The organism is Blautia faecis (assembly GCF_027662325.1).
Taxonomy (GTDB): domain Bacteria; phylum Bacillota; class Clostridia; order Lachnospirales; family Lachnospiraceae; genus Blautia_A; species Blautia_A faecis.
On record NZ_JAQDKY010000023.1, the window covers coordinates 45,216 to 64,502 of the forward strand.

The 19,287-nt window shown below is 42.6% G+C and carries 16 protein-coding genes, 1 tRNA gene and 1 pseudogene; 3 read left to right on the forward strand and 15 right to left on the reverse strand.

Annotation, left to right across the window (positions count from 1 at the left end):
- Window positions 1-97 precede the first annotated feature (97 nt).
- From PGQ38_RS11640 to PGQ38_RS11660, 5 genes are all read right to left on the reverse strand, one after another.
- The gene (locus tag PGQ38_RS11640; RefSeq protein ID WP_270431836.1) at window positions 98-1,075 is read right to left on the reverse strand and encodes a TMEM198/TM7SF3 family protein; all 978 of its coding nucleotides are present in this window, start codon (window positions 1,073-1,075) and stop codon (window positions 98-100) included.
- 21 nt (window positions 1,076-1,096) lie between these two features.
- The gene (locus tag PGQ38_RS11645) at window positions 1,097-2,341 is read right to left on the reverse strand and encodes a transglutaminase domain-containing protein (protein ID WP_270431838.1); all 1,245 of its coding nucleotides are present in this window, start codon (window positions 2,339-2,341) and stop codon (window positions 1,097-1,099) included.
- 9 nt (window positions 2,342-2,350) lie between these two features.
- Complete coding sequence (locus PGQ38_RS11650; RefSeq protein WP_270431840.1) at window positions 2,351-3,862, reverse strand: AAA family ATPase; 1,512 nt, start codon at window positions 3,860-3,862, stop codon at window positions 2,351-2,353.
- A gap of 82 nt (window positions 3,863-3,944) precedes the next feature.
- The gene (locus tag PGQ38_RS11655) at window positions 3,945-5,405 is read right to left on the reverse strand and encodes a vWA domain-containing protein (RefSeq protein WP_173718602.1); all 1,461 of its coding nucleotides are present in this window, start codon (window positions 5,403-5,405) and stop codon (window positions 3,945-3,947) included.
- Window positions 5,402-6,289 (reverse strand): leucine-rich repeat protein, encoded by an 888-nt coding sequence (locus PGQ38_RS11660; RefSeq protein WP_173718603.1) that lies wholly within the window; start codon window positions 6,287-6,289, stop codon window positions 5,402-5,404. Before PGQ38_RS11660 ends, PGQ38_RS11655 begins: the two co-directional genes overlap by 4 nt.
- Window positions 6,290-6,418: 129 nt before the next feature.
- Between PGQ38_RS11660 and PGQ38_RS11665 the strand changes: the two genes are divergently transcribed.
- A complete protein-coding gene (locus tag PGQ38_RS11665) occupies window positions 6,419-7,057 on the forward strand; it encodes a PduL/EutD family phosphate acyltransferase (RefSeq protein ID WP_118581346.1) in 639 nt (212 codons plus the stop codon).
- Window positions 7,058-7,283: 226 nt separating this feature from the next.
- Here the strand turns inward: PGQ38_RS11665 and PGQ38_RS11670 are convergent, their stop codons facing one another.
- Window positions 7,284-9,488, reverse strand: a complete 2,205-nt coding sequence (locus PGQ38_RS11670; RefSeq protein WP_270431846.1) for a C40 family peptidase — start codon at window positions 9,486-9,488, stop codon at window positions 7,284-7,286.
- A 343-nt stretch (window positions 9,489-9,831) separates the two neighbouring features.
- The gene (locus PGQ38_RS11675; RefSeq protein WP_118581340.1) at window positions 9,832-10,428 is read right to left on the reverse strand and encodes a zinc dependent phospholipase C family protein; all 597 of its coding nucleotides are present in this window, start codon (window positions 10,426-10,428) and stop codon (window positions 9,832-9,834) included.
- 411 nt (window positions 10,429-10,839) lie between these two features.
- On the opposite strand from PGQ38_RS11675, the gene PGQ38_RS11680 reads away from it, so the two are divergent.
- Window positions 10,840-12,273: a polysaccharide deacetylase family protein gene (locus PGQ38_RS11680; RefSeq protein ID WP_195992196.1), complete on the forward strand. Its 1,434-nt coding sequence runs from the start codon at window positions 10,840-10,842 to the stop codon at window positions 12,271-12,273.
- A gap of 203 nt (window positions 12,274-12,476) precedes the next feature.
- Here the strand turns inward: PGQ38_RS11680 and PGQ38_RS11685 are convergent, their stop codons facing one another.
- From PGQ38_RS11685 to PGQ38_RS20710, 3 genes are all read right to left on the reverse strand, one after another.
- A complete protein-coding gene (locus PGQ38_RS11685) occupies window positions 12,477-13,403 on the reverse strand; it encodes an SH3 domain-containing protein (RefSeq protein WP_243284085.1) in 927 nt (308 codons plus the stop codon).
- Window positions 13,404-13,455: 52 nt separating this feature from the next.
- Window positions 13,456-13,527 (reverse strand) — tRNA-Arg (locus tag PGQ38_RS11690).
- Window positions 13,528-13,659: 132 nt separating this feature from the next.
- A complete protein-coding gene (locus PGQ38_RS20710; RefSeq protein ID WP_408611523.1) occupies window positions 13,660-13,746 on the reverse strand; it encodes a DUF6783 domain-containing protein in 87 nt (28 codons plus the stop codon).
- On the opposite strand from PGQ38_RS20710, the gene PGQ38_RS20025 reads away from it, so the two are divergent.
- The gene (locus PGQ38_RS20025) at window positions 13,711-13,812 is read left to right on the forward strand and encodes a DUF6783 domain-containing protein (RefSeq protein WP_308768411.1); all 102 of its coding nucleotides are present in this window, start codon (window positions 13,711-13,713) and stop codon (window positions 13,810-13,812) included. The genes PGQ38_RS20710 and PGQ38_RS20025 overlap by 36 nt on opposite strands.
- Before the next feature lie 221 nt (window positions 13,813-14,033).
- Here the strand turns inward: PGQ38_RS20025 and PGQ38_RS11695 are convergent, their stop codons facing one another.
- From PGQ38_RS11695 to PGQ38_RS11715, 5 genes and pseudogenes are all read right to left on the reverse strand, one after another.
- Window positions 14,034-15,269, reverse strand: coding sequence for a tyrosine-type recombinase/integrase (locus PGQ38_RS11695; RefSeq protein ID WP_118581337.1), 1,236 nt, complete (start codon window positions 15,267-15,269; stop codon window positions 14,034-14,036).
- Between the two features lie 82 nt (window positions 15,270-15,351).
- A complete protein-coding gene (locus PGQ38_RS11700; protein ID WP_118581334.1) occupies window positions 15,352-15,531 on the reverse strand; it encodes an excisionase in 180 nt (59 codons plus the stop codon).
- Window positions 15,532-15,789: 258 nt separating this feature from the next.
- Window positions 15,790-16,416 carry a single-stranded DNA-binding protein gene (locus tag PGQ38_RS11705; RefSeq protein WP_195992199.1) on the reverse strand — a complete coding sequence of 209 codons (627 nt, stop codon included), beginning with the start codon at window positions 16,414-16,416 and terminating at the stop codon, window positions 15,790-15,792.
- Window positions 16,417-16,451: 35 nt separating this feature from the next.
- A complete protein-coding gene (locus PGQ38_RS11710; RefSeq protein WP_195700448.1) occupies window positions 16,452-18,608 on the reverse strand; it encodes a PcfJ domain-containing protein in 2,157 nt (718 codons plus the stop codon).
- Window positions 18,559-19,287, reverse strand: a pseudogene (locus PGQ38_RS11715) (hypothetical protein); the annotation flags it as partial. The pseudogene PGQ38_RS11715 and the gene PGQ38_RS11710, both read right to left, overlap by 50 nt.

Consider the following 19,287-nt stretch of genomic DNA (forward strand, 5'->3'; position numbering starts at 1 on the left):
ACGTCAAAAATCCCGGAGCATTATTTGCTCCAGGATTTCATAGTTTTTATTTGTTTTCTTCAGCATCCCTCTCTGATGTCTCAGAAATGGATTTCACCTATCTGTTCTTCTGATAAGGGCTGGCGCTGTTTTTTCGCTTGCTCTTGTTTTTACGTCTTTTCTGCGGTGTCCTCTTGTTCTCACCATAATAATCTTCCAGATATTCCTCAATCACATCTTCCTCGTCCACGCCATACTCATCCAGAATCTCATCAATCTCTTTATCATCCGCATCAGACAAATCATCATCTAAATCATCTTCATACTCTTCCGGGCACTTTCTGTACTGCTCCCTGGAAGGATTCTTTTTATCATCACGCTCTTTTTTCCCTCTGCGCTTTGTCTCGCTTTCAGCCTCCTCCCAGTCAGCTTCATCCCATTTCTGTCGTCTTTCTGGTACTTTCCCCTGATCCTCATCTTCCTCGTCATCGTAATCATCGTCATATTTCGGCTTATTAATGGCAAACTGGATCAACATTCCCACAAGGGCGAACCCAATGGAAAAAATAATTCCAAAAGGAATTTCCTCCATTTTTGCCAGCTTGGCAGCAGAAAAGCCACTTAAGATACCACCCAGAATACTGGTTCCCACAATGATCACTTCTCTTTCATAGCGAAGCGCCAGCATTCCGAGACCTACTCCCGCCAGAAGACAGATGAAAAAGCTGAAAGAAGTAGTCGGATGGATTATATACACAGTAAGCGTTAGCCCGATTCCTGCTCCCATAATAAAAATACCGGCCTTAAACACTGCAAAGGAAAGAATGGCAAGTACCAGTCCTACCCCGATCATTCCCACTGCATAATACACTTTTTCTCCGAATCCGATCTGATGAATGGCAAATAATCCGATTCCTGCTCCAATGAGAAATCCAAAGATCATCATCCAAAATCTTAAAAGACGGTATCCGAGTACACAGTTCATAATTCCAAACACAAGCACTACTCCAAATAAAACCATGGACAAAGTACCTGCGATCTGCATATCCCGAACTCTGTATGCAATATTCATAATATTTTTTAAAATATCAACCATATCTGTTTATACCTCTTCCTTTTAAAACATATAATAGATAGTTTTCATATTTTCCAGAATTCCATAATGATACTCTACCTGACTCATTCCATATATAGTCATATAATATCTTGCAGCCTCCTGAATGGCATCTCCGTTGATCCAGTCTGCTCTGGCCTGTTCAAAAGCTTCCTGCGATGAAAATTTAAACCTTACTACTGCAGCCCCGTTATTCAGCCTCATCTGGCAGTATGCCAGGATCTCCTGATAGTCATAACTGTCAAAGCAGCCCTGGTTCAGCACATAAAAATTCATATCTGTTGCAGAACACGCCGGAACCGTAAATTCAGCAGAGGGTGTATATGTCGTCTCATACTCCTCCGGGAACGGACACAGATAATCATACAGGATTGTCTTATGTTCTGCAAGCTGGACTGCATCGCCCTCCAGAAATTCCGGCTGGTCACCGTTGGTCGCATCAAAATAGTAATCATTTCCGTTCAAAGTGATAATGTTCCAGGCATGTCCCTCTGTACTTCCGGCAGTACTGCCTTCCACGTAAATACAGGGCACTCCAAGATATTCCAGCAGATACTGGGCAGCCCCTGCATATCCGGCACACACTGCCTGCCTCCTCCAAAAGATTCCTGCCATGCTCTGGTCGTCCTCAGATTCCTGATATTCGGCAGTATCGATCAGATAAGTATAAACTGCTTTCGCCTTTTCATAATCATCCGCCCCCTCTGAGACCAATGCACTTACCTCCTGACAGGCATTGTCAGCAGCTGCCTGTATCTCCTGGATTTCCTCATCCGTATAACTGTAACCAGGAGAAAACATACAATAATTGGCATTTGAGAAGGTTGTTTTATATACCTGCTTCCGGTTATGCACCCAGAACAGCTCCGGATGATCCATAAGCACCGCATGGTAAACCCTATTTACAGTGTCATCCTCATAGATCGTAAGGTAAAATTCTTTCTCTTTTGCCCGGATTCCTTCTATTATTTCCCGATAGCCCCGCTGTTCTTCTTCATTCAGCTGACCAAAATAGTATTCCTGGCGCAGTCCCTGTGTGTCGGTATCTTCCACCTCCTGTTTCCGCAGTTCCCGGACTTCTTTCGGCTCTCCGGAAAAAATCTCCGGAGCGTTATCCAGAATTTCCTCTCCTACCTTCACAAACAAATCGTCCGGCTCATACTGCTGTTGATAAACATAGATTCCCAGGGAAATTGCCGCTGCAAACAGAAGAATAAAAATAAATTTCCATGGTTTTCTTTTTCTCATTCAGCCTCCTTATCCAAGCTGCCGGATCCGTTCCAGAATATCTCTGGTGTTTTCCCGGAATAAAAGCTCCTTATTGTAGCGGTAATATCTTTCACAGGAATATTCCTGAAGAAAAGCCACTGCAGGACTGCTGGTATTCAGTTCTGTAATAAATACCACCAGTTCCTGTCCGCCCGCAAAAGCACTCTCCATAAAATCAAAAGCATATTCAAGCTGCCTTGATGCCTTGTCAAAATCATTGTCATATCCTTCTTTTTCCGCATTAAACCAGCCTCTGAGAAGGGAAAAAGCAGACTCGCCATCCTGTACATTCTCTTTCTTCAGATCCATCACATATTTTTCCAGGGTATCCAGAACCTGCTGGTCATGATGGAGGTCCTCCCTGGACAAAAGCCCTGCTTTCTTCTTTGCCAATGAGTCTGACTGGAAGCGGTTCTTTACATCCTCCAGATAAACCAACGGCTGCTCCTTCTGCGCTCCCATAAGAGGCTCTTTCGCCTCTTTTAGAACACCAAAAATGCTGGCAAGCTTCTCTTCTTCTTCCTGCACCTTTCCAAAGACTTTGTTCAGTCTGGAAAGAAGAAGTCCGGTGACACTCAGCTTTTCATCAAAGGAAGCATGTGCCGCCTTTTTTACCAGAATATCATCAATATGGCCGCTTAAAACCTCATCGATCTGATAATCCGTACGGTACTTGTAGAAAAGTTCCAGATAGCTGGCGAAATCTCTTGCAATCTGCGGATGCTGGATATACTGGACTACCACGTCCTTATCCACGGTTTTCTCCAGTTTTTCATATACCTGTATCAATTTGGACAAATCTTCCCATCCTCTTGGTGTAGCAAAATTTCTGCCATCCACAGTGCTCTCCATCTTGTAAAAATTAGCCGGTCTTGTATTCAGATAGGAAATCACTGCAGGATGAACGCCTTTTGCGTAAGCATACTCTCTCCATGCGTCAAAATCCGGCTCCACCTGGATTTTCTTCACACGGTCCATAGTCACCACATCAAATTCACGGACCGATTTATTGTACTCCGGCGGATTCCCGGCAGCTACGATCAGCCAGCCTTCCGGAATCTTGTGGCTTCCAAAGGTTTTACACTGAAGAAACTGCAGCATGGCAGGTGCCAGTGTCTCGGAAACACAATTGATCTCATCAATAAACAAAATCCCCTCTCGAAGGCCGGATTCCTGGATTTTCTCATAGATAGATGCTACGATCTCGCTCATGGTATATTCTGTAACTGCCATCTCTTTTCCGTCAAAATTCTTTCTGGAAATAAAAGGAAGTCCGATTGCACTCTGTCTGGTATGGTGGGTAATGGTGTAAGAAACCAGTCCCACCTTACATTCCCGGGAAATCTGCTCCATGATCTGTGTCTTGCCGATTCCAGGGGCGCCAATAAGAAAAACAGGGCGCTGGGCCATAACCGGGATTTCATACTCCCCGTATTCATTTTTCAAAAGGTAAGCTTCTATTGTATTGCGTATTTCTTCCTTCGCTCGCTTGATGTTCATAATATTATATTCTCCTCGTCTTTACAGATTGGCTCTAATCTACATATCCTGCTTTACATGAGATCTGACACAGAAAGACTTTTTAAACAGACTCCAGGTCCTCTTCATCAAGGATCAGCCTGATCGCCCATGGCGGCACATCAATGTCCTGGTAATCCTCCTTCATAAATACAAAAGCAGTCTCATAAGGAGGCATTTTTGCCGGATAAATTCCATAACCATCTGTAAAATAAATCAGTCCCCGAAGTTTTGTAAACTTCTTCGCTCTCATAAGCTGTTCCACATAGGCAAAAGCAGGGCGAAAATCTGTGCCGCCCCCTCCTTTCACTGTGAAATGGGACATATATTCCTTCAACTGCATGGCATTTTCAATCACCACATCAGACTGGATTTTCTCGTCACACTGAAGAATGTGTACGTGAATCCGCCTGAAAAAGCTCTCAGATTCACTGAGCACACTGTAGGTTTCCTCCAGAAACTTCCGGACAAGCTCTCCTTTACAGGACATGGAAGTGTCAATAACGATCACAAAATCTTCCACCTTCCGCTCTTCTTTCGTTTCTAAGGGCTCGATCAGCGGCATATTGCCATACAGATTCATTCCATAATTGTAAAATATATAATCGAAAGTGTCCATATCAACTTTCATTTCTTCTTTCAAAACAGAAAATTTCCGCAGAAATTCTTTATAATCATAGCGATTTTGATTCTGGGCACGCAGCTGGTCTACCAGAGTTTCTCCGCCTTCTCCCGCTTCTTTTGAAAAAGTTTCCATCTCTGTCTGCATGCGGTTGCGGATGTCGTCCCAGTTCTTTTTCCGCTGGGACATCTGAGGACTGTTTGGATGGTTTTCATACCACTTACCATGGTCATCCTGAGTAAACTCACGGCGCAGCTCCTGCATTTTATTTTCCGGCAAATGAAGAGTCTGAAGCCTTCGGTAAATTCTCTGAGCCGTCATTACCTTTCCCTCTTCCAGTATCAGCTTCAACGCCTGCCTCTTCACCATAGATGCCGGCTGATGCACACATTTCAGATAAAGCCCGTCAATGATATTTTCCACTGTAATGTCACATGCAAGATTCCAGTACTGGACATCCACAGCAGGATTTCCTTCTTCATCCTTCTCTGGAAAACAGTGGAGAAAAATGCAGTGTAAAAGGCTGTGAAGATAGATTCGATTCACCTTTTCCTGGCTTCTCCTGAACTGTTCCATCAGTTCTTCCGGCTGATAGTACAGGACAGTTCCATCCGTTCCAACAGGATGAACGCCCATATCTCCCTGAAAGAAAAGTGCTGACAATGCGCAGTCCATAAAGCGCATATTCAGGTACAACTGGTTTCTGGCACTGGACAAAATATCCTGGCAGATGCTTTCTGCCGCCAACGCACGATCCCAGGCGTCATGTACCGGATTTACCTTGTACAAAGTATTTTGCCCATATGTCGGACTTATCTGGTAAGCAGCTTTTCCCCCCTGCGCTTTATATAACGAATCTTCCTCATGTAATGAATTCAATTTTTTCTCTTCTGAACCACTCATAGTTCAAAACTTCTCCTTTTCGATGGAAAATGCAGTCTCTGGTACTCCATAAGCATACTTAAAATCTCCGGAGATTTCACTTTGTCTGCCAGATTTACCAGACCTGTAAACAGTTCTTTCTGCCCAGGTTCCAGGGGATACGTGTGAAGAAGCCATTCCAGCTCTTCTCCTCTTTTCTGACGGATAAAATCAGAAGCAATCTGTTCTATATGCTCCTTCAGGTACTGCTCGTACTGTATTTTCGCCTGTTCTGTCAGCCCTGTCGGCCAGTTCAGTCTGCCATATACCATTTCTCTCAGGAAATCTGATGATTCCTGGGCTCTCGCCATCTCAAAACGCTTGTCATACTCCAGAAAATGAAATACTTTTCCCTGAAAGCAGTTTCTGTAATACAGACCGCTTCCATGCACCTCAGTCATCAATATCCTGGCAGGAGTATTTTCCACACCTTCCTCATAATATTCCGGAAACCAAAGCATGGCTTCCACTTTTCCATATAAATGTACCCGCAGCTCCTCCCCAACTTCTGAAAGGATCTCTTTCAGCCCGGATTGTTCATCATTCATCAAAACTTCCATTCTTCGGATCCTGTGGCACCCTGTAAAAGCTCCACTTCCAAGATCAGTAAAATCACTGGAAAACCATAGCTCTTCCAGATTCCGACAGTTATAAAAACCGTAACGGCCTATTTTCTGAACTCCCAAGGGAATCCGTATGACCTGACAGCTTTTCCCGGAAAAAAGATATTCAGCCAGTTCTGTGACCGGTACTCCGTCGATCTGTTCCGGAATTTCCACAATCTGGGGATCCCCATCAATTTCCATTACTGCAGCATGATCTTCCTTAATATCAAAGGTAAAACCGCTGTCTGTATGCTTTTTCATTTCATACACTCCTGTATATGTGCCTGTAAAAAAGGCTTGCTATTTTTTCTCATTAATATTAAACTTAATCTATTGCAGTGTTAAAACAGTACTGATGTTCACACTCTATATAATATCGGAGGAATTTCCATGAGCATTAAAATACCGATTGAAACCTCAGCACGGCATATTCATGTTTCCCAGGAGGATTTCCAACTCCTGTTTGGAGAGGATGCCCAGCTTCATTACATAAAGGAATTAAGCCAGCCTGGACAGTATCTCTGCCAGGAACGTCTTACCGTAAAGGGGCCTAAAGGTGAGTATCAGAATATGGCCATTCTAGGTCCTTTTCGTAAAGAAACCCAGATTGAGCTTTCCCTTACAGATACCCGCAAGATCGGTCTTCCCGGTCTTATCCGCCAGTCTGGTGATACTGTCGGCTCCCCTGGCTGCACTCTCATCGGACCCAAGGGCGAACTTATCCTTGCTCACGGTGTCATTGTTGCCAAACGTCACATTCACATGACTCCGGCAGATGCTGTTACTTTGAAGGTCAAAGATAATGACGAAGTTTTTGTCCTGACCAAAAGCTTCGGCCGCGCTCTTATTTATGCAGATGTGGTAGTACGTGTAGACTGGAGTTACCGCCTTGCCATGCACGTAGATACCGATGAGGCCAATGCTTTTTCCAATGAAAAAGAGCCTTATGGGGTAATCGTAAAATTCTTTGATGATAACTATAATACAGATAAATGGATTGAAGACGTATTGTCCGGTATTAACCGCTAAATGTCAGGGCATACTCTGTGACTCCATTTTATTATTGTTCACTGGTGACATTCCGCAAGGTGTTTTTTGTGAACAGAGTGAACAGTAATTCCATTTTCTTGCAGCAGCATATGCCAGTCACAGCCTCCCGGAGCCTGTCTGAAAATCAATTCTGTAATCTGTTCACTCAGTCTATACAAATGAAAAGTGCTTCCTGCCCGAATCCGGGTGTGGAAGCACTTTTGCGTCACTGAATTCCAATTGTCGCCGCCAACAGCTCCTGAAGAGAATTGGTAACCATAATTCTGGAAAAATCTACTGTCTGGGCTTTATTAACTCCCGCAGTACCTGCTGCCTCATTACTGCCAGCTTCCATCTCTGCGGCATCTCCGTATGTCACCTGACTAAATACACTTACATGCTGTCCTGCATCAAACAGTTCCTGAAGGCTGTTTGCGACATAGAGGCTTCCCGGTGAAACAGTTCCGTCTCCGGAAGCATCTATGGTAACCGTATCCATATCTCCTGTTGTAACAAGGTTCGCCTTGATCAGATCCTGAAGGTTATTGGATACGTCAATTCCTGTGATATACTGGGTATTGGCTATAGTTTTACCACTCTGTCTCATTTCCTCTACCTGCTGTGCGTTCGGATAGAAGGATGGCTGACGGATGTAACGAAAGCTTGCACTATAAGCCTCTCCTACTGTAACACCATTCTTGCTGGAAGAACAATGTACGACGATCCAGTCTCCTGCGTCAGTTTTTCCACAGATAATACCAACATGGTTGGCACTTCCTGCTTCTGGTCCTCTCTGAAAAACCAGGTCACCTGGCTGGGCATCCGCCTCACTTACCACGTTCGCTCTGCCCCACTGGTCTGAGGTACCGCTTCCTACAGCTGCGATCATAGCCTGATTCTCATAGCCATTGATCACTGCCCAGGTAACAAAACCGCTGCAGTCAAGGCCATAAGCACGTAAAGTACCGGTACTCTGACTTCCCTCTGCGCTTACCTGCTGTACTGCGCCCCAGCTTGGATCCATTCCGATCACAGTAGACTTGCCGCCCCAGAAATACCCTACCTTACCAACCAGTGAATAAGCAGCTGCAATTACGTTTACACGCTCTTCTGAAACGTCATCGCCAACACTCTGTCTTACAAAGCCCTTGGCTGCTGTAACGGTTGCACAAAGAAGCTTGCAGTCTGTTTCAAGATATTTCTTCAAAATCCCCCTCTCATCCTTGGGGATCTTATTCTCTTTAATGTAATGGTTAATATGGTAATTTCCATATGTAACTCTGTTAGAATTACTTTCGTCCTTCACAACAGGATTCATCCTGGCAAAAATAGCTGCCAGATCATCCTTACAGGAAGAATCCAGCGTAAAAGAAGTGGCACCATCAAGGCTCTTCTCATAGACATATATGGCAAGTATATCCTGCCAGTTGCGTACAAGAAGGGTATCTGCGGATGTGGTAACACCACCTTCGGAATCAGATACATCTGTCAGTTGATTGGCAGCTTTATACTCTGTCTCAATCTGCTCCATAACATCTGCAAAATCATCAGAAAATGACAGCTGATAGTTCTCCTGCAGGCTGTTCAGATAAAATTCCTTGCCTGCATGAAGATTAGATGCATAGTAGACTGGGGTTCCATTAAGTGCCTGCGTTGTGGTGCTGTCAATCTTATCTGCATCTTTATCGTCTGCTGCCCCGGACAGCTGGCTGATCGTCTTCTCCATATCGATAAGAAGCTTGTAATTAGTAACAGCAGCCTTCTCCTGGTCTGAAAAGCTGTTATAGGTCTTTCTCAGGGCTTTGACTTTTTTCTTCTTTTTCTTATCTAATTCCTGCTTGAAGGTTTTATCAATGTCTTTGATCAGGGCACTTACCTTCTGCTGGCTCTCTGCTGAAAGTCCAGGAGTCACAGTGGGGGTCACCTCAGGTGCAGCACTAGGCTCTGGTGTCACTGTGGGGGTATCGTCCGGCGTTGCACTAGCTTCTGGTGTCACGCTTGGTTCTGGTGTCGCACTTGGTTCTGGTGTCAACTCAGGTGTATGATCTGGCGTCACACTTGGAGCCGGTGTCACTGTAGGTGTATGATCTGGTGTTTCACTTGGAGCCGGTGTCTCTGTAGGTATATGATCTGGTGTAGTAGGCTCTGATGGGATCTGTGTAGGCTCAGCTGGTGTTTCTGTGGGCTCTGATGGCGTCTGTACAGACTCTGCTGGTACCTGTGCCGGCTCTGACGTTGTCTCCGGAGGTGCGGAAGGCGTCTCTGCCGATGCCTGCTCTGATGAAATCGGCTCTGCTGCCGCTTCCCGGGCAGCTGTTTCTGTTTCTGACAAGGCTGTCTCTTCTGAGGCAAAAACACTGGCCGTTCCTGTAAAGGATATCGCAGCTGCCATAGTAATACATAAACATTTTGTCAGATATTTATTTTTCATATTCAAAAGATGCTCCCTTCTATTCATGAACATCCCTTTACTCCCCTATATAAAGGTATGCATTCTTACCTTAAAGACAGTTCGCATTAAGTATTAACATGCATTATTGTAGCATACTAACCCTTCTAAATCAACTATCCTCAAAATATACAGACGTATTTTCGTGATTTTTCATTTTTCTTCACAATTTCTGTACAGATTTAAGTGAAAGCGTTTCCCACTTGCTAAATACCGTTTTTATCGCAGCAGCGAATAATTCATTTTTTCTGCTGTACAAAAAAATACCAGTCCCGGTACTCACAGACAAGCTGCTGTGATCTCCCGGCACTGGCTCTTCCCATTATCAGCATGCAGCCGGAATCAGAATATCCTCTCTGCCAAACTGCTTCGCAGCCAGCTGCAGGATTCCATGAATAACCTGTGAACAGATTCTGAGAATATACTGAACATCCTCTGCAATATTACGCTCCTTAAGAAGATATCTTTCATGGGCATTTCCAATATACTCCACCAGTTCCCTGAAGCTTCCGAAATTCACTGGAAGAATGACCATACGATCTGCTGCCCCACTCTCTATGTAGCGCTTCAGATGGTTCTTAAGATGCTTCTCGTATTTATTATGCTCGTACAGATTCCCGGTAAAGTTCTTATTATGGGGAAAAGTAAAATAATCTGCCATATAATGCATCACTTCGCCAAACCTGCGCCAGTAAACGCGCTCCTTGCTTTCTTTGGGATCATTGTCAATAAGAGCTTTCATCTTACCCTGGATTTCTTCGAAGGTGCCGAAATATTCATGCTTCTTTGTAAGAAAAGATGGCTTAATATCCGGAAGAATGCTTCCAAGGCAGAACGCCTTTCTGTGGGACTGCAGACTCTTAGTGGCAGGCATCTGGTCTGCCAGATATCTGGCTACCAGTATATGGGATTTTTTACGCAACCGCTTCCTCTTCTTTCCTGTTCTTATCCATTGTAACAGATAAAAAACAATAAACTGTAAAAAGCTTTTGTATCTGCTTTTCAAATCATCGTTATCACAACTTAATATAGCAGAATCTCTGTCAAATTTCAAATAAACATTTTCTGATTTTCTGTAAAATATTTTCCAATATATCGTTAAATTGCACAATTATATCCTGCGTGTAAGCCGGTCTTGTTTTTTTTCGTCATATATTGTATTATTAGGTTACTGTACAGCTGAAAATCATGCAGACCCATGATTTCTGTACATTGCAAAGTGTGTTGCTGGTCACAAAGTGAACCGTAACATGATCCAAAAAATGAAATGCTGCCAGCGAACAGTAATGAAATACACTGGCATCATGAAATCGTTACATAAAGGAGGAATTATATGCCTGGCCATAAACCACGGACGAATAAAGGGCTGGCTATAGCTGCTGTTCTTATGTGTCTTGCATGCGGAGTTTCTTTTACCCAGTCTTCCGCTTCGCACTCACCCATTACAGATACCCAGACCCCAGACATGTTCGTAGCTGGAAATACAGATGATTCCCAGATTCAATCTGATGGTGCGGCAGCTGAAAATACCGATGCAGGAGAGGAGAACACACCGGAGGATGTCATTCCCACCGAAGCGCCTGCTGCAGATACCCCGGCACCTGATACCCTTTCAGGTTCAGACACTTCTTTTGAGGTCTCTCCGGAAGCTTCCCAAGGGGCGTGGACACCAGTTGACAGCAACTGGTATTTTCTGGTAAACGGAGAAGGTTATAAAGGCTGGCTCACAGATACAGACGGACACCGCTATTACTTCAATGACAAAGGCGTTATGCAGACCGGATGGCTTGAGCTTGATGGCAAGCGCTACTACCTCAATGCAGATGGAGTTCTTCAGACTGGTGACGTGACAATAGACGGCGAAATTTATCACTTTGGCGCTGACGGTGCACAACAGGGTGAACCGACGACGCCAGATGATAGTTCCAATCAGGATCTTGTATTCTACATGAATACTACATCAGATTCTTCGAATGCTGACAATCTCACAGCTTCTGCGACAGGTGCTTCCACACCGGCTGCAGAAGCTGATATTTCTTCTGATCGAAATGAAGATTCCAGGAAAGCTTCTTCCGAAGTCGATGAGACTTCTGAAGCCTCTTCTGCAGCATCAGAAGTCTCCCCTGTACCGGAAGCCTCCGTTACTTCGGAACCGACTGTCTCTCCGGAGCCAAAGGGGATGATTGCCCTCACCTTTGATGATGGACCCAGTGATTTTACAGACCGTCTTTTGGATTGTCTGGAAGCAAACAATGTAAAAGCTACTTTTTTCCTGGCAGGTCAGGAAGTGGAATATTTTCAGGAACCTGTAAAGCGTATGGAGGAGCTTGGATGCGAGATTGGAAACCACTCTTATGATCACCCGGATCTCACCACGCTTTCCGCCGATAATGCTGCAAGTCAGCTTTCCCGCACAGATCAGCTGATCCAGGATCTCACAGGGCACATTGCCACTGTTGTGCGCCCCCCTTATGGTTCTTACAATGACACCGTAGCAGAGACTGCAGCAAGGCCTCTGATTTTGTGGTCTGTGGATACTCTGGACTGGGAAACACAGAATGCAGATTCCACAGTACAGAATGTAATGGACAACGCCAGTGATGGACAGATTATTTTAATGCATGATATTTTCAAAGAATCTGTGGATGCTGCTGAAATTTTTATTCCGCAGCTGCTGCAGGAGGGCTATCAGCTGGTAACAGTAAGCGAGCTGGCTGCTGCAAAGGGAATTACATTGGAAAACGGAACCGCTTATGGATCGTTTTGATTTGGCGTGTCCCAAGTTCAAACGCCTTATCGTGCAAGCACGAACGGCTTTTTGACCTTTTGACACTGGTATCATAATATAGCACTACATAAAAACCAGAGTATCGTTTTCAGGAAATCAGCAACTATACTCTGGTTTTTTCTATATATTTTTTCAAACACGCAAAAAAAGGAACTGCCATCATGACAATTCCTCTTTTATACTTATTCAGTTTTCTCTTCCAGAAGGCTGCTGTGAACATACGCCTCAGAGCCTTCATAGTCAATCTGGATCCAGTCTCCGCTCTCACCTTTCTTGACTACTTCTGTCCCAGCGGACAATCCACCAATCACTTCTGCATCACTGCTGGCTGCTGCACGGACATTACAATCCTCTGTCACTACCAGCGTAGTTCCATCGGCTGTCTCTGCAGATCCTGTGACATCCTCACCAAGACCATCAAGGAAAGCAGCAAGTGCAGGATCTGCAGTCTGTGCATCCTCATACTGCTTCTGTACCTTGGCCTTCAGCTCCTTCACGTCGTCATCCTGACGCAAAGAAACTTCATATTTCGTTATCTCGTCGCTGTCATCGTGAGCAGCGCCGTCAATCTTCCAGTTCCCGTCTGTGTCCTTTACCACATAGAACTCAGCAAGCGCAGGTACCTTTGTATCAATCCCCTGACAGATGTAGTAAAAACAGGAATATACTACATAGGAATCGTCATCAAGCCCCTTTTTCGTGTAGATATCACCAGCTTCATACCCTTCAATGTACTTGGCATTGGTAATCTTAGACTCGTCTGCCGGTGCAAGATTATCTACCAAAGTACGCAATGTGGTAATATCTTTATCCCCCAGAGCTGTGTAATAGCTCTTGATCAATGAAGTAATCTCTTCATTAGCTTTTTCCATGGGATTGGCGTCTTTCTTCCCGTCAGTCTCCCCATCATTTGCCGGAGAAGAAGGAACATTTCCCTGGTCGTTGTCTGCTGTTACCTGCTCATCGGTTGTATCCTTGCTGGAATCGCCCTTCCCGCTTCCCATAAATGCACGGATACCGAAAAACAGGACAACCACGATTAACAGAATCGCTCCGCCAAGCATAAAATAGCGAAGGTTATCTGATAACCATTCTCTGAAATTATCCAAGTTCTTGTCCTCCTTAATACAACGCACCGGAACGCCCGATCGTTCCAGGCAATACACCTGAAGGGAATCGAACCCCCGCACATGGTACCGGAAACCACTGCTCTATCCACTGAGCTACAGGTGCATAAATTCGAAAGCTGCATTATCATTAGTTACTGTCTAACATTTAAACAGCAACCTCATATACAACCACTTCGACTAAAAAATTATAGCACAATATCGACTGGATGTAAAGTTTTTTCTTTTGACGGAATAGTTATGTCAGTTTTGAAAAAGGGGCTGTCGGGAAATAGACAGCCCCGCCCTCATCCGGGCAAAATCTCCCACAAATTGTGACGCACATCTTGCAGAAAGCCTTTTTCAAACACGCTCTAGTACTCCATTTTTACTCCATTTTCGTAATAAATAGCTTGAAATTATAATAATTTACGTGAAATACACCACTCTCTCAACCCTTGGAAATACTGGAAAAATCAGGTGTTCCGTAGAGGTCGTATGGGGTGCTCTGATATACGTAATAATTACATTTATTTGCACCCATCTGGTTACAATAAATCCAGTAAAATCAAGGGATTCCAAGGCTCTACGCCATATCATTTTTCTGTACTACCCCATTTTTACCCCACGGTATCACCCACAAAATTTAATAACTTTTTCATTACTAGCTAAATTTATCTCAGCTGCCGGATCCGGGAGATCAATTGAATCTTCAAGAAGTTGCATATCATTCACTTTTTTATGCTCCATAACCGCAGTATATAAATCCATTGTCATCTGAAGAGAAGCATGGCCAAGATAGGCTTGCACTGTTTTTGGTACAATTCCAGCTTCAAAACATCTAGTAGCAAATGTATGTCTGAAGCAGTGTCCTGAAAAAGTTTCCATCAAATCCAACGGATCCCTCATCAGATTCACTTCCTGCACGATTCTTTCAATTGCATCGCAATATAATTGTGCATTTAATGGAGTCCCGAGCTTCGTAGTAAACAGGAAATCAGGAAATTCCAAATTCTTCCTACAAGTTTTCGCCATTACAATTTTATGCTGAATAATCTGTTTTTCTAATGCTTTACGGCAATATGAATTAATTGGAACTGTCCTTATACTTGTTTCTGTCTTTGGTGGTCCCAGATGGAACGTCTTACACTCATCACCCTCCAGTTTCTGATACAACAACGTACGCTTCACATGAATAACATTATTTTTCCAATCAATATCATCTTCCGTAAGCGCATACAATTCTCCTGGACGTAAACCAGTATTTACAGCAACTACAAACATATTATTATAGAATGTACCGGCGGCACATTCAAAAAAGTCTGTCTGATCCTCTTTGCTGAGCGCCTTAATCTCATTCTGTGGCTTATTCTTTGGCAATCTTACACCTTTTGCTGGATTACGGATAAGGAACTGATCTTCCATTGCTCTATTAAGCATATCAATAAGAAGAACCTTTACTTTGTTCAAAGACTCATACTGATATCCTTTTTTTGACATATTATTCACCAAATCTGTAATCATCAATTTGGTGATATTTACTAAACGAGTTTTTCCAAGAACTGGTGAAATCAACCTTTTATACATTGAATTGTATGTAGTTTTTGTGCTGAGACGGACAACAGGTTCTTTATAAACCCGCATCCATTTTTCGTACCACTCATCCAATGTTATTTTTTCATCAACAATATTTGACAGCTTTTGTTCGTTTAGTTCCGCCTCTGCCAGCTTAGCTTTTACTTCTTTCACCGTTGTACCATAGACGGATCTTCTGTCGCCGAAACGGTCTACATACCTTCCATGATACACCCCGTTTTTTCTTTGTGTAATGCCTTTTCCCAATTCCTTTCCTTTTAAATTTTTTCCCATTCTTTCACCTCTTATTAACTAGAGGTGCGTAAATGTTATTTTTTATAGCACTAATCTTATCACACACCTCCGTTTCCTGCAATCATAAATAAACAGTTTCATCTAAATATGATTCCAGTCTGTTTTTTTTGATAAGCGCTTTCTTACCATTGAAAAGCACAAAATTGCAGCAAGGTTCTTTTATCATATCGCGCAGTTTGTTTTTACCAATGTTGAAATATTCAGCAGCCTCATCAATCGTCAACAAATATTTCTCAGACATAATAATCACCTCCCAAATCAAAAAAGCACCCAAAAATCAACGTTTTCGTGATTTTTGGGTGCAATTGCACACACTACCGTTATTTCCATCCATCCCGAACCAAATCGGAATAAGAGTTTATGCAGCGTCTGCTGCCAAATACCATTTTTATAATATCATCCATGAAACTATGTGTCAATTTCATCACAGTTTCAAATATGTAGCATTAAAGTTTTATTATTATCGCTTAATTATCATAAAAAGTTATAAACTCAACATTTACGCTACCTCCAGCGTATTTATTGAAACCTCATATGCAATTCGCTTCTGAGTTTCATTTTCCTCGATCCGTTTTTTGTACTCCCGGCTTTGGATTCTGCCCCAGACCATCACACGGGTTCCCACCTTAAGATCAGCCGCATAGCGGGCGGTACTCCCCCAACAAATGCAGGGTATGTAATCTGATTTTCCAAAAGACCGGTTCACAGCCAGAAGCAGATCCGTAATTTCTTTTTTCAGAGGGGTTTTTCGGTAAACTGTAGGTTTACAGATTGTACCTTCCAGAAGAATTCGATTTGTGTAATCCGTCTTAGAGTCATTTACCTCTACAAATTTCACTTCCCTGGCAAATACATAAAGCTCTAATCGAGTATGGTTTTCTTCACGTAGATTATGTGAATGAAATTCCCCATAAATTTCCGCAAATTCACCAACGCGGCTCTTCGTAATATCTGCAATTTGTTCCGATATCAACACCGGAATTGTATCTACAGAATCGCTGAGGCGCTTAACCTGAAGCTCCGCCTTATAAAAGCATTCTCCACAAATCTTATGACTAAATGTAAAATCCATTGCAATCTTACCAGTGATAACAACCTGGTTGTCGTCAAACATTATATAGGCCATAGTATCTTTATCCTTTCTCTCTTTTGTTTACCATTTTATGCGGCGTTCTCCATCAAATCCTCTTCCAGGATATCCGCAAGCAACTTTCCAGTGAATCCAAATCCATTCACTTTTACTTTCTTTTTCCGCAAATCTTCGATTTCTTTTTTCCGAAGATCCCGGCTCTTTAGCGAAAGAATCTTATCTTCTTTATTGAGCTTACGTGTAAGCTGCTTCTGCCACTTCACCAAAAATTTTTTTGCTTCCTCAATGTCAGGATTTTGACGGTCAAAATAAGTACGCTTCTGGCGTACTGTTCCATCAGGTTCCACTTCCAATGTATAATAGGGTTTCTCTGGAGTATCTGTTTTTCGTAGAAACAAAAGATAGGATTCCTGTTTTGCCATACGGTCAAAATAAGTTTCCTTTCCAGTAATGCAATGCTTTAGTTCATTTCCCTCTGCCAAAATATCTTTTACATTTCGCGGTGCTACAATCTGATACTTTTGATCTTTATATTCATATTTTTTCAGACTTTCGCAAACCGCTTCTATTGTAGGAAACTTTTCCACGACCTCATCTGCTTTCAAATCCATTTCTTTATCTCTCAGCATTTGGATCACTTCATTATGCCGCAGTTCCAGCTTTCGTACCCGATATACAATGGAATCCTTTATATTCAGGTCAAGTTCTTCAGCCATATCAAGATAATCCTTCCATGTACCCAGAAGATCTCTTGGCGTTTTTTCACTTTGGCTCGCCTGCTTTTTCAAATAATTTCTAATCTGCTCCGGATTCATTCGATCCAGTATGAACAATAACTCTGTTGGATCAATCTTGTATTTTGAGAACCAGGCAATCACATCATCTCTGATCATCTTTCCCAATCCCTTTTCAAAAACCAGCCATTGAAGGAATACAATTCCCCCCTTATTATCTCGAAGTCGATTTAACCGAAACTTATCAATACCCAGCGCATGGCTTAAAGAATTGGATTCTTTAAAATAAACAGATTGATCTGTTATTATCATTTCATTTACCAAATGATTCAGGCCTGCCTTAGCCAGCTGTTCCCAATAGGGATATTCTTTTAGTTTTTTAAAATAAGTTACCGGCTCTACTTTTTCACTTTTCTTAGCCAATTCATAAAATCCGCTTCTCTTAAATTGTTCATTATGAATTCCATAAAGAGACTTTTTATAAATACGTCCCCAATAGCGTGGCTCATATTGTCGATAATATAGATTGCCTGTACGTAATTCTCCCTGAATCCATCTTCGCTCTTCCGTCTTGTGACAGTATCCCCAATAAAACTCCTTTTCATTAAGGTCCTCGTCATAAACAAATCTGCGTTGCTCCCACCAGATATATATTGGCTTTGTGTAAGCAATCATATCATACTTCACATATGCTCTGAATTCACGCACAATCAAGCCATCACCACAGGTTTGTAACAGGTATGCGCTTTCCGTTTCCGTCATCACCGTTCTCTGTCTTCCAATTGGTTTGTATTGAATTTTATGACTGCAGTTAGGGCATATGCCCTTCTTATTATATTTCGGATCTTTTATAGGGACATTTCTTTCACACCACGTACAGTAACCAGTATCTGCCTTTTTCTTTTTGGAGTATTGATAAAAAATATAGTTTTCTGTGATCCCTACCTTTTTCATCCATTTATCCCAGTCTTTTGGTGTTTCTTTTACACAGTTCATCACCTTGTCCCATTCCCGCGTAATCTTCCGATTTTTTTGTATTCTTGTTCTTCTCCGCACCTGCTCTTCAAATTCCCAAATACTATCATATATTTCATTTTCCTTACAGTTTTCTTCTACTGTTTTCCGGATTATTTCCAGGCTTTTTAAGTCGCACCATGCATGATGTTTCTTTACCCCATTTGGGTATTCGATTTTATCCAGCATTTTATTTGTCCAGCTCTTTAGCCGATAATCGTACCCTATGAAACAATCTTTTTTCTTATCAATGAACAACGTATACAAAGGGCGTCTTCCACCTGCTGCTAAAATTTCTGTAAAGAAAAATCCAATCTTTACAATGTTTTCTTCCTCTTCCGCGCGTATAAGCATGCCAACCGGGTATGTCATTTTTTCATAGGGCATATTTCCAATAATCGGGACATCGTTTTCTGCCACTTGTACCATTTCATCTGTTGCTTCCAATATTTTCATTTTTTTTAACTTTTGTTTTTCCATTTAATTCGAATTCGTCCTTTCTGAAGTTATTATATAAATTTAGGGTTAGCTGCTCAGCCTCATCCTTATGCGCATTTGCCGTAACCCACTCCTGTTGCAAAGCTTCAATCTGTTCGACAGAAAGTCTCTTCTTCATAAATCTTTGTTCTGTATCATTCAGAGACTCCCAGCCCTTTTTCACAATCTTTCTTTTTGTCTGCTCCAGGCGTTTCTCTTTTCGTTTCTGTTTCCACTTCTTATTCGCTTTCGCAAAGTCTGCTTCATAGCTAACATTTATTCCTGCTTTCTCATCTTGAAGATCCTGTACTTTATCGCAAATCAAGCGTGCTGCGACCCTAACATTCAGAATTTCCACCTTCAAATCTGGATCATACAACGCCTGCATAGAATAGCCATTGAACCATTCTTTTCTAAAAATATCCTCCCGGTTTCTTTTTGCAATTTCCTCACAGATATCGACCGAAACCTTGCTCTGCAGAAATTTTTTTCCCCTTGTGATCGTCACTACAGGTTCACCAGCAAAAAAGGTATCGTCTTTTCGAATGGTAGATACCTTTATATCGTAGTAGATATTCCCGCTTTTTTCAGAAAGAGTTCTGCCTTTCAACGTGCAGTAATCGCCAGGTTCACATCTACACCTCATTGGATCATAGTTTAGGCTCCATTCCTGCTTCTCGTA

What these genes read in the sequence shown, in the direction of transcription:
- PGQ38_RS11695 (WP_118581337.1), bottom strand. Translation starts at nt 15,269, where the DNA reads ATGGGAAAAAATTTAAAAGGAAAGGAATTGGGAAAAGGCATTACACAA.
- PGQ38_RS11650 (WP_270431840.1), bottom strand. Translation starts at nt 3,862, where the DNA reads ATGAACATCAAGCGAGCGAAGGAAGAAATACGCAATACAATAGAAGCT.
- PGQ38_RS11700 (WP_118581334.1), bottom strand. Translation starts at nt 15,531, where the DNA reads ATGTCTGAGAAATATTTGTTGACGATTGATGAGGCTGCTGAATATTTC.
- PGQ38_RS11670 (WP_270431846.1), bottom strand. Translation starts at nt 9,488, where the DNA reads ATGAAAAATAAATATCTGACAAAATGTTTATGTATTACTATGGCAGCT.
- PGQ38_RS11710 (WP_195700448.1), bottom strand. Translation starts at nt 18,608, where the DNA reads ATGGAAAAACAAAAGTTAAAAAAAATGAAAATATTGGAAGCAACAGAT.
- PGQ38_RS11705 (WP_195992199.1), bottom strand. Translation starts at nt 16,416, where the DNA reads ATGGCCTATATAATGTTTGACGACAACCAGGTTGTTATCACTGGTAAG.
- PGQ38_RS11645 (WP_270431838.1), bottom strand. Translation starts at nt 2,341, where the DNA reads ATGAGAAAAAGAAAACCATGGAAATTTATTTTTATTCTTCTGTTTGCA.
- PGQ38_RS11640 (WP_270431836.1), bottom strand. Translation starts at nt 1,075, where the DNA reads ATGGTTGATATTTTAAAAAATATTATGAATATTGCATACAGAGTTCGG.
- PGQ38_RS11655 (WP_173718602.1), bottom strand. Translation starts at nt 5,405, where the DNA reads ATGAGTGGTTCAGAAGAGAAAAAATTGAATTCATTACATGAGGAAGAT.
- PGQ38_RS11680 (WP_195992196.1), top strand. Translation starts at nt 10,840, where the DNA reads ATGCCTGGCCATAAACCACGGACGAATAAAGGGCTGGCTATAGCTGCT.
- PGQ38_RS20710 (WP_408611523.1), bottom strand. Translation starts at nt 13,746, where the DNA reads ATGTGCGTCACAATTTGTGGGAGATTTTGCCCGGATGAGGGCGGGGCT.
- PGQ38_RS11660 (WP_173718603.1), bottom strand. Translation starts at nt 6,289, where the DNA reads ATGAAAAAGCATACAGACAGCGGTTTTACCTTTGATATTAAGGAAGAT.
- PGQ38_RS11665 (WP_118581346.1), top strand. Translation starts at nt 6,419, where the DNA reads ATGAGCATTAAAATACCGATTGAAACCTCAGCACGGCATATTCATGTT.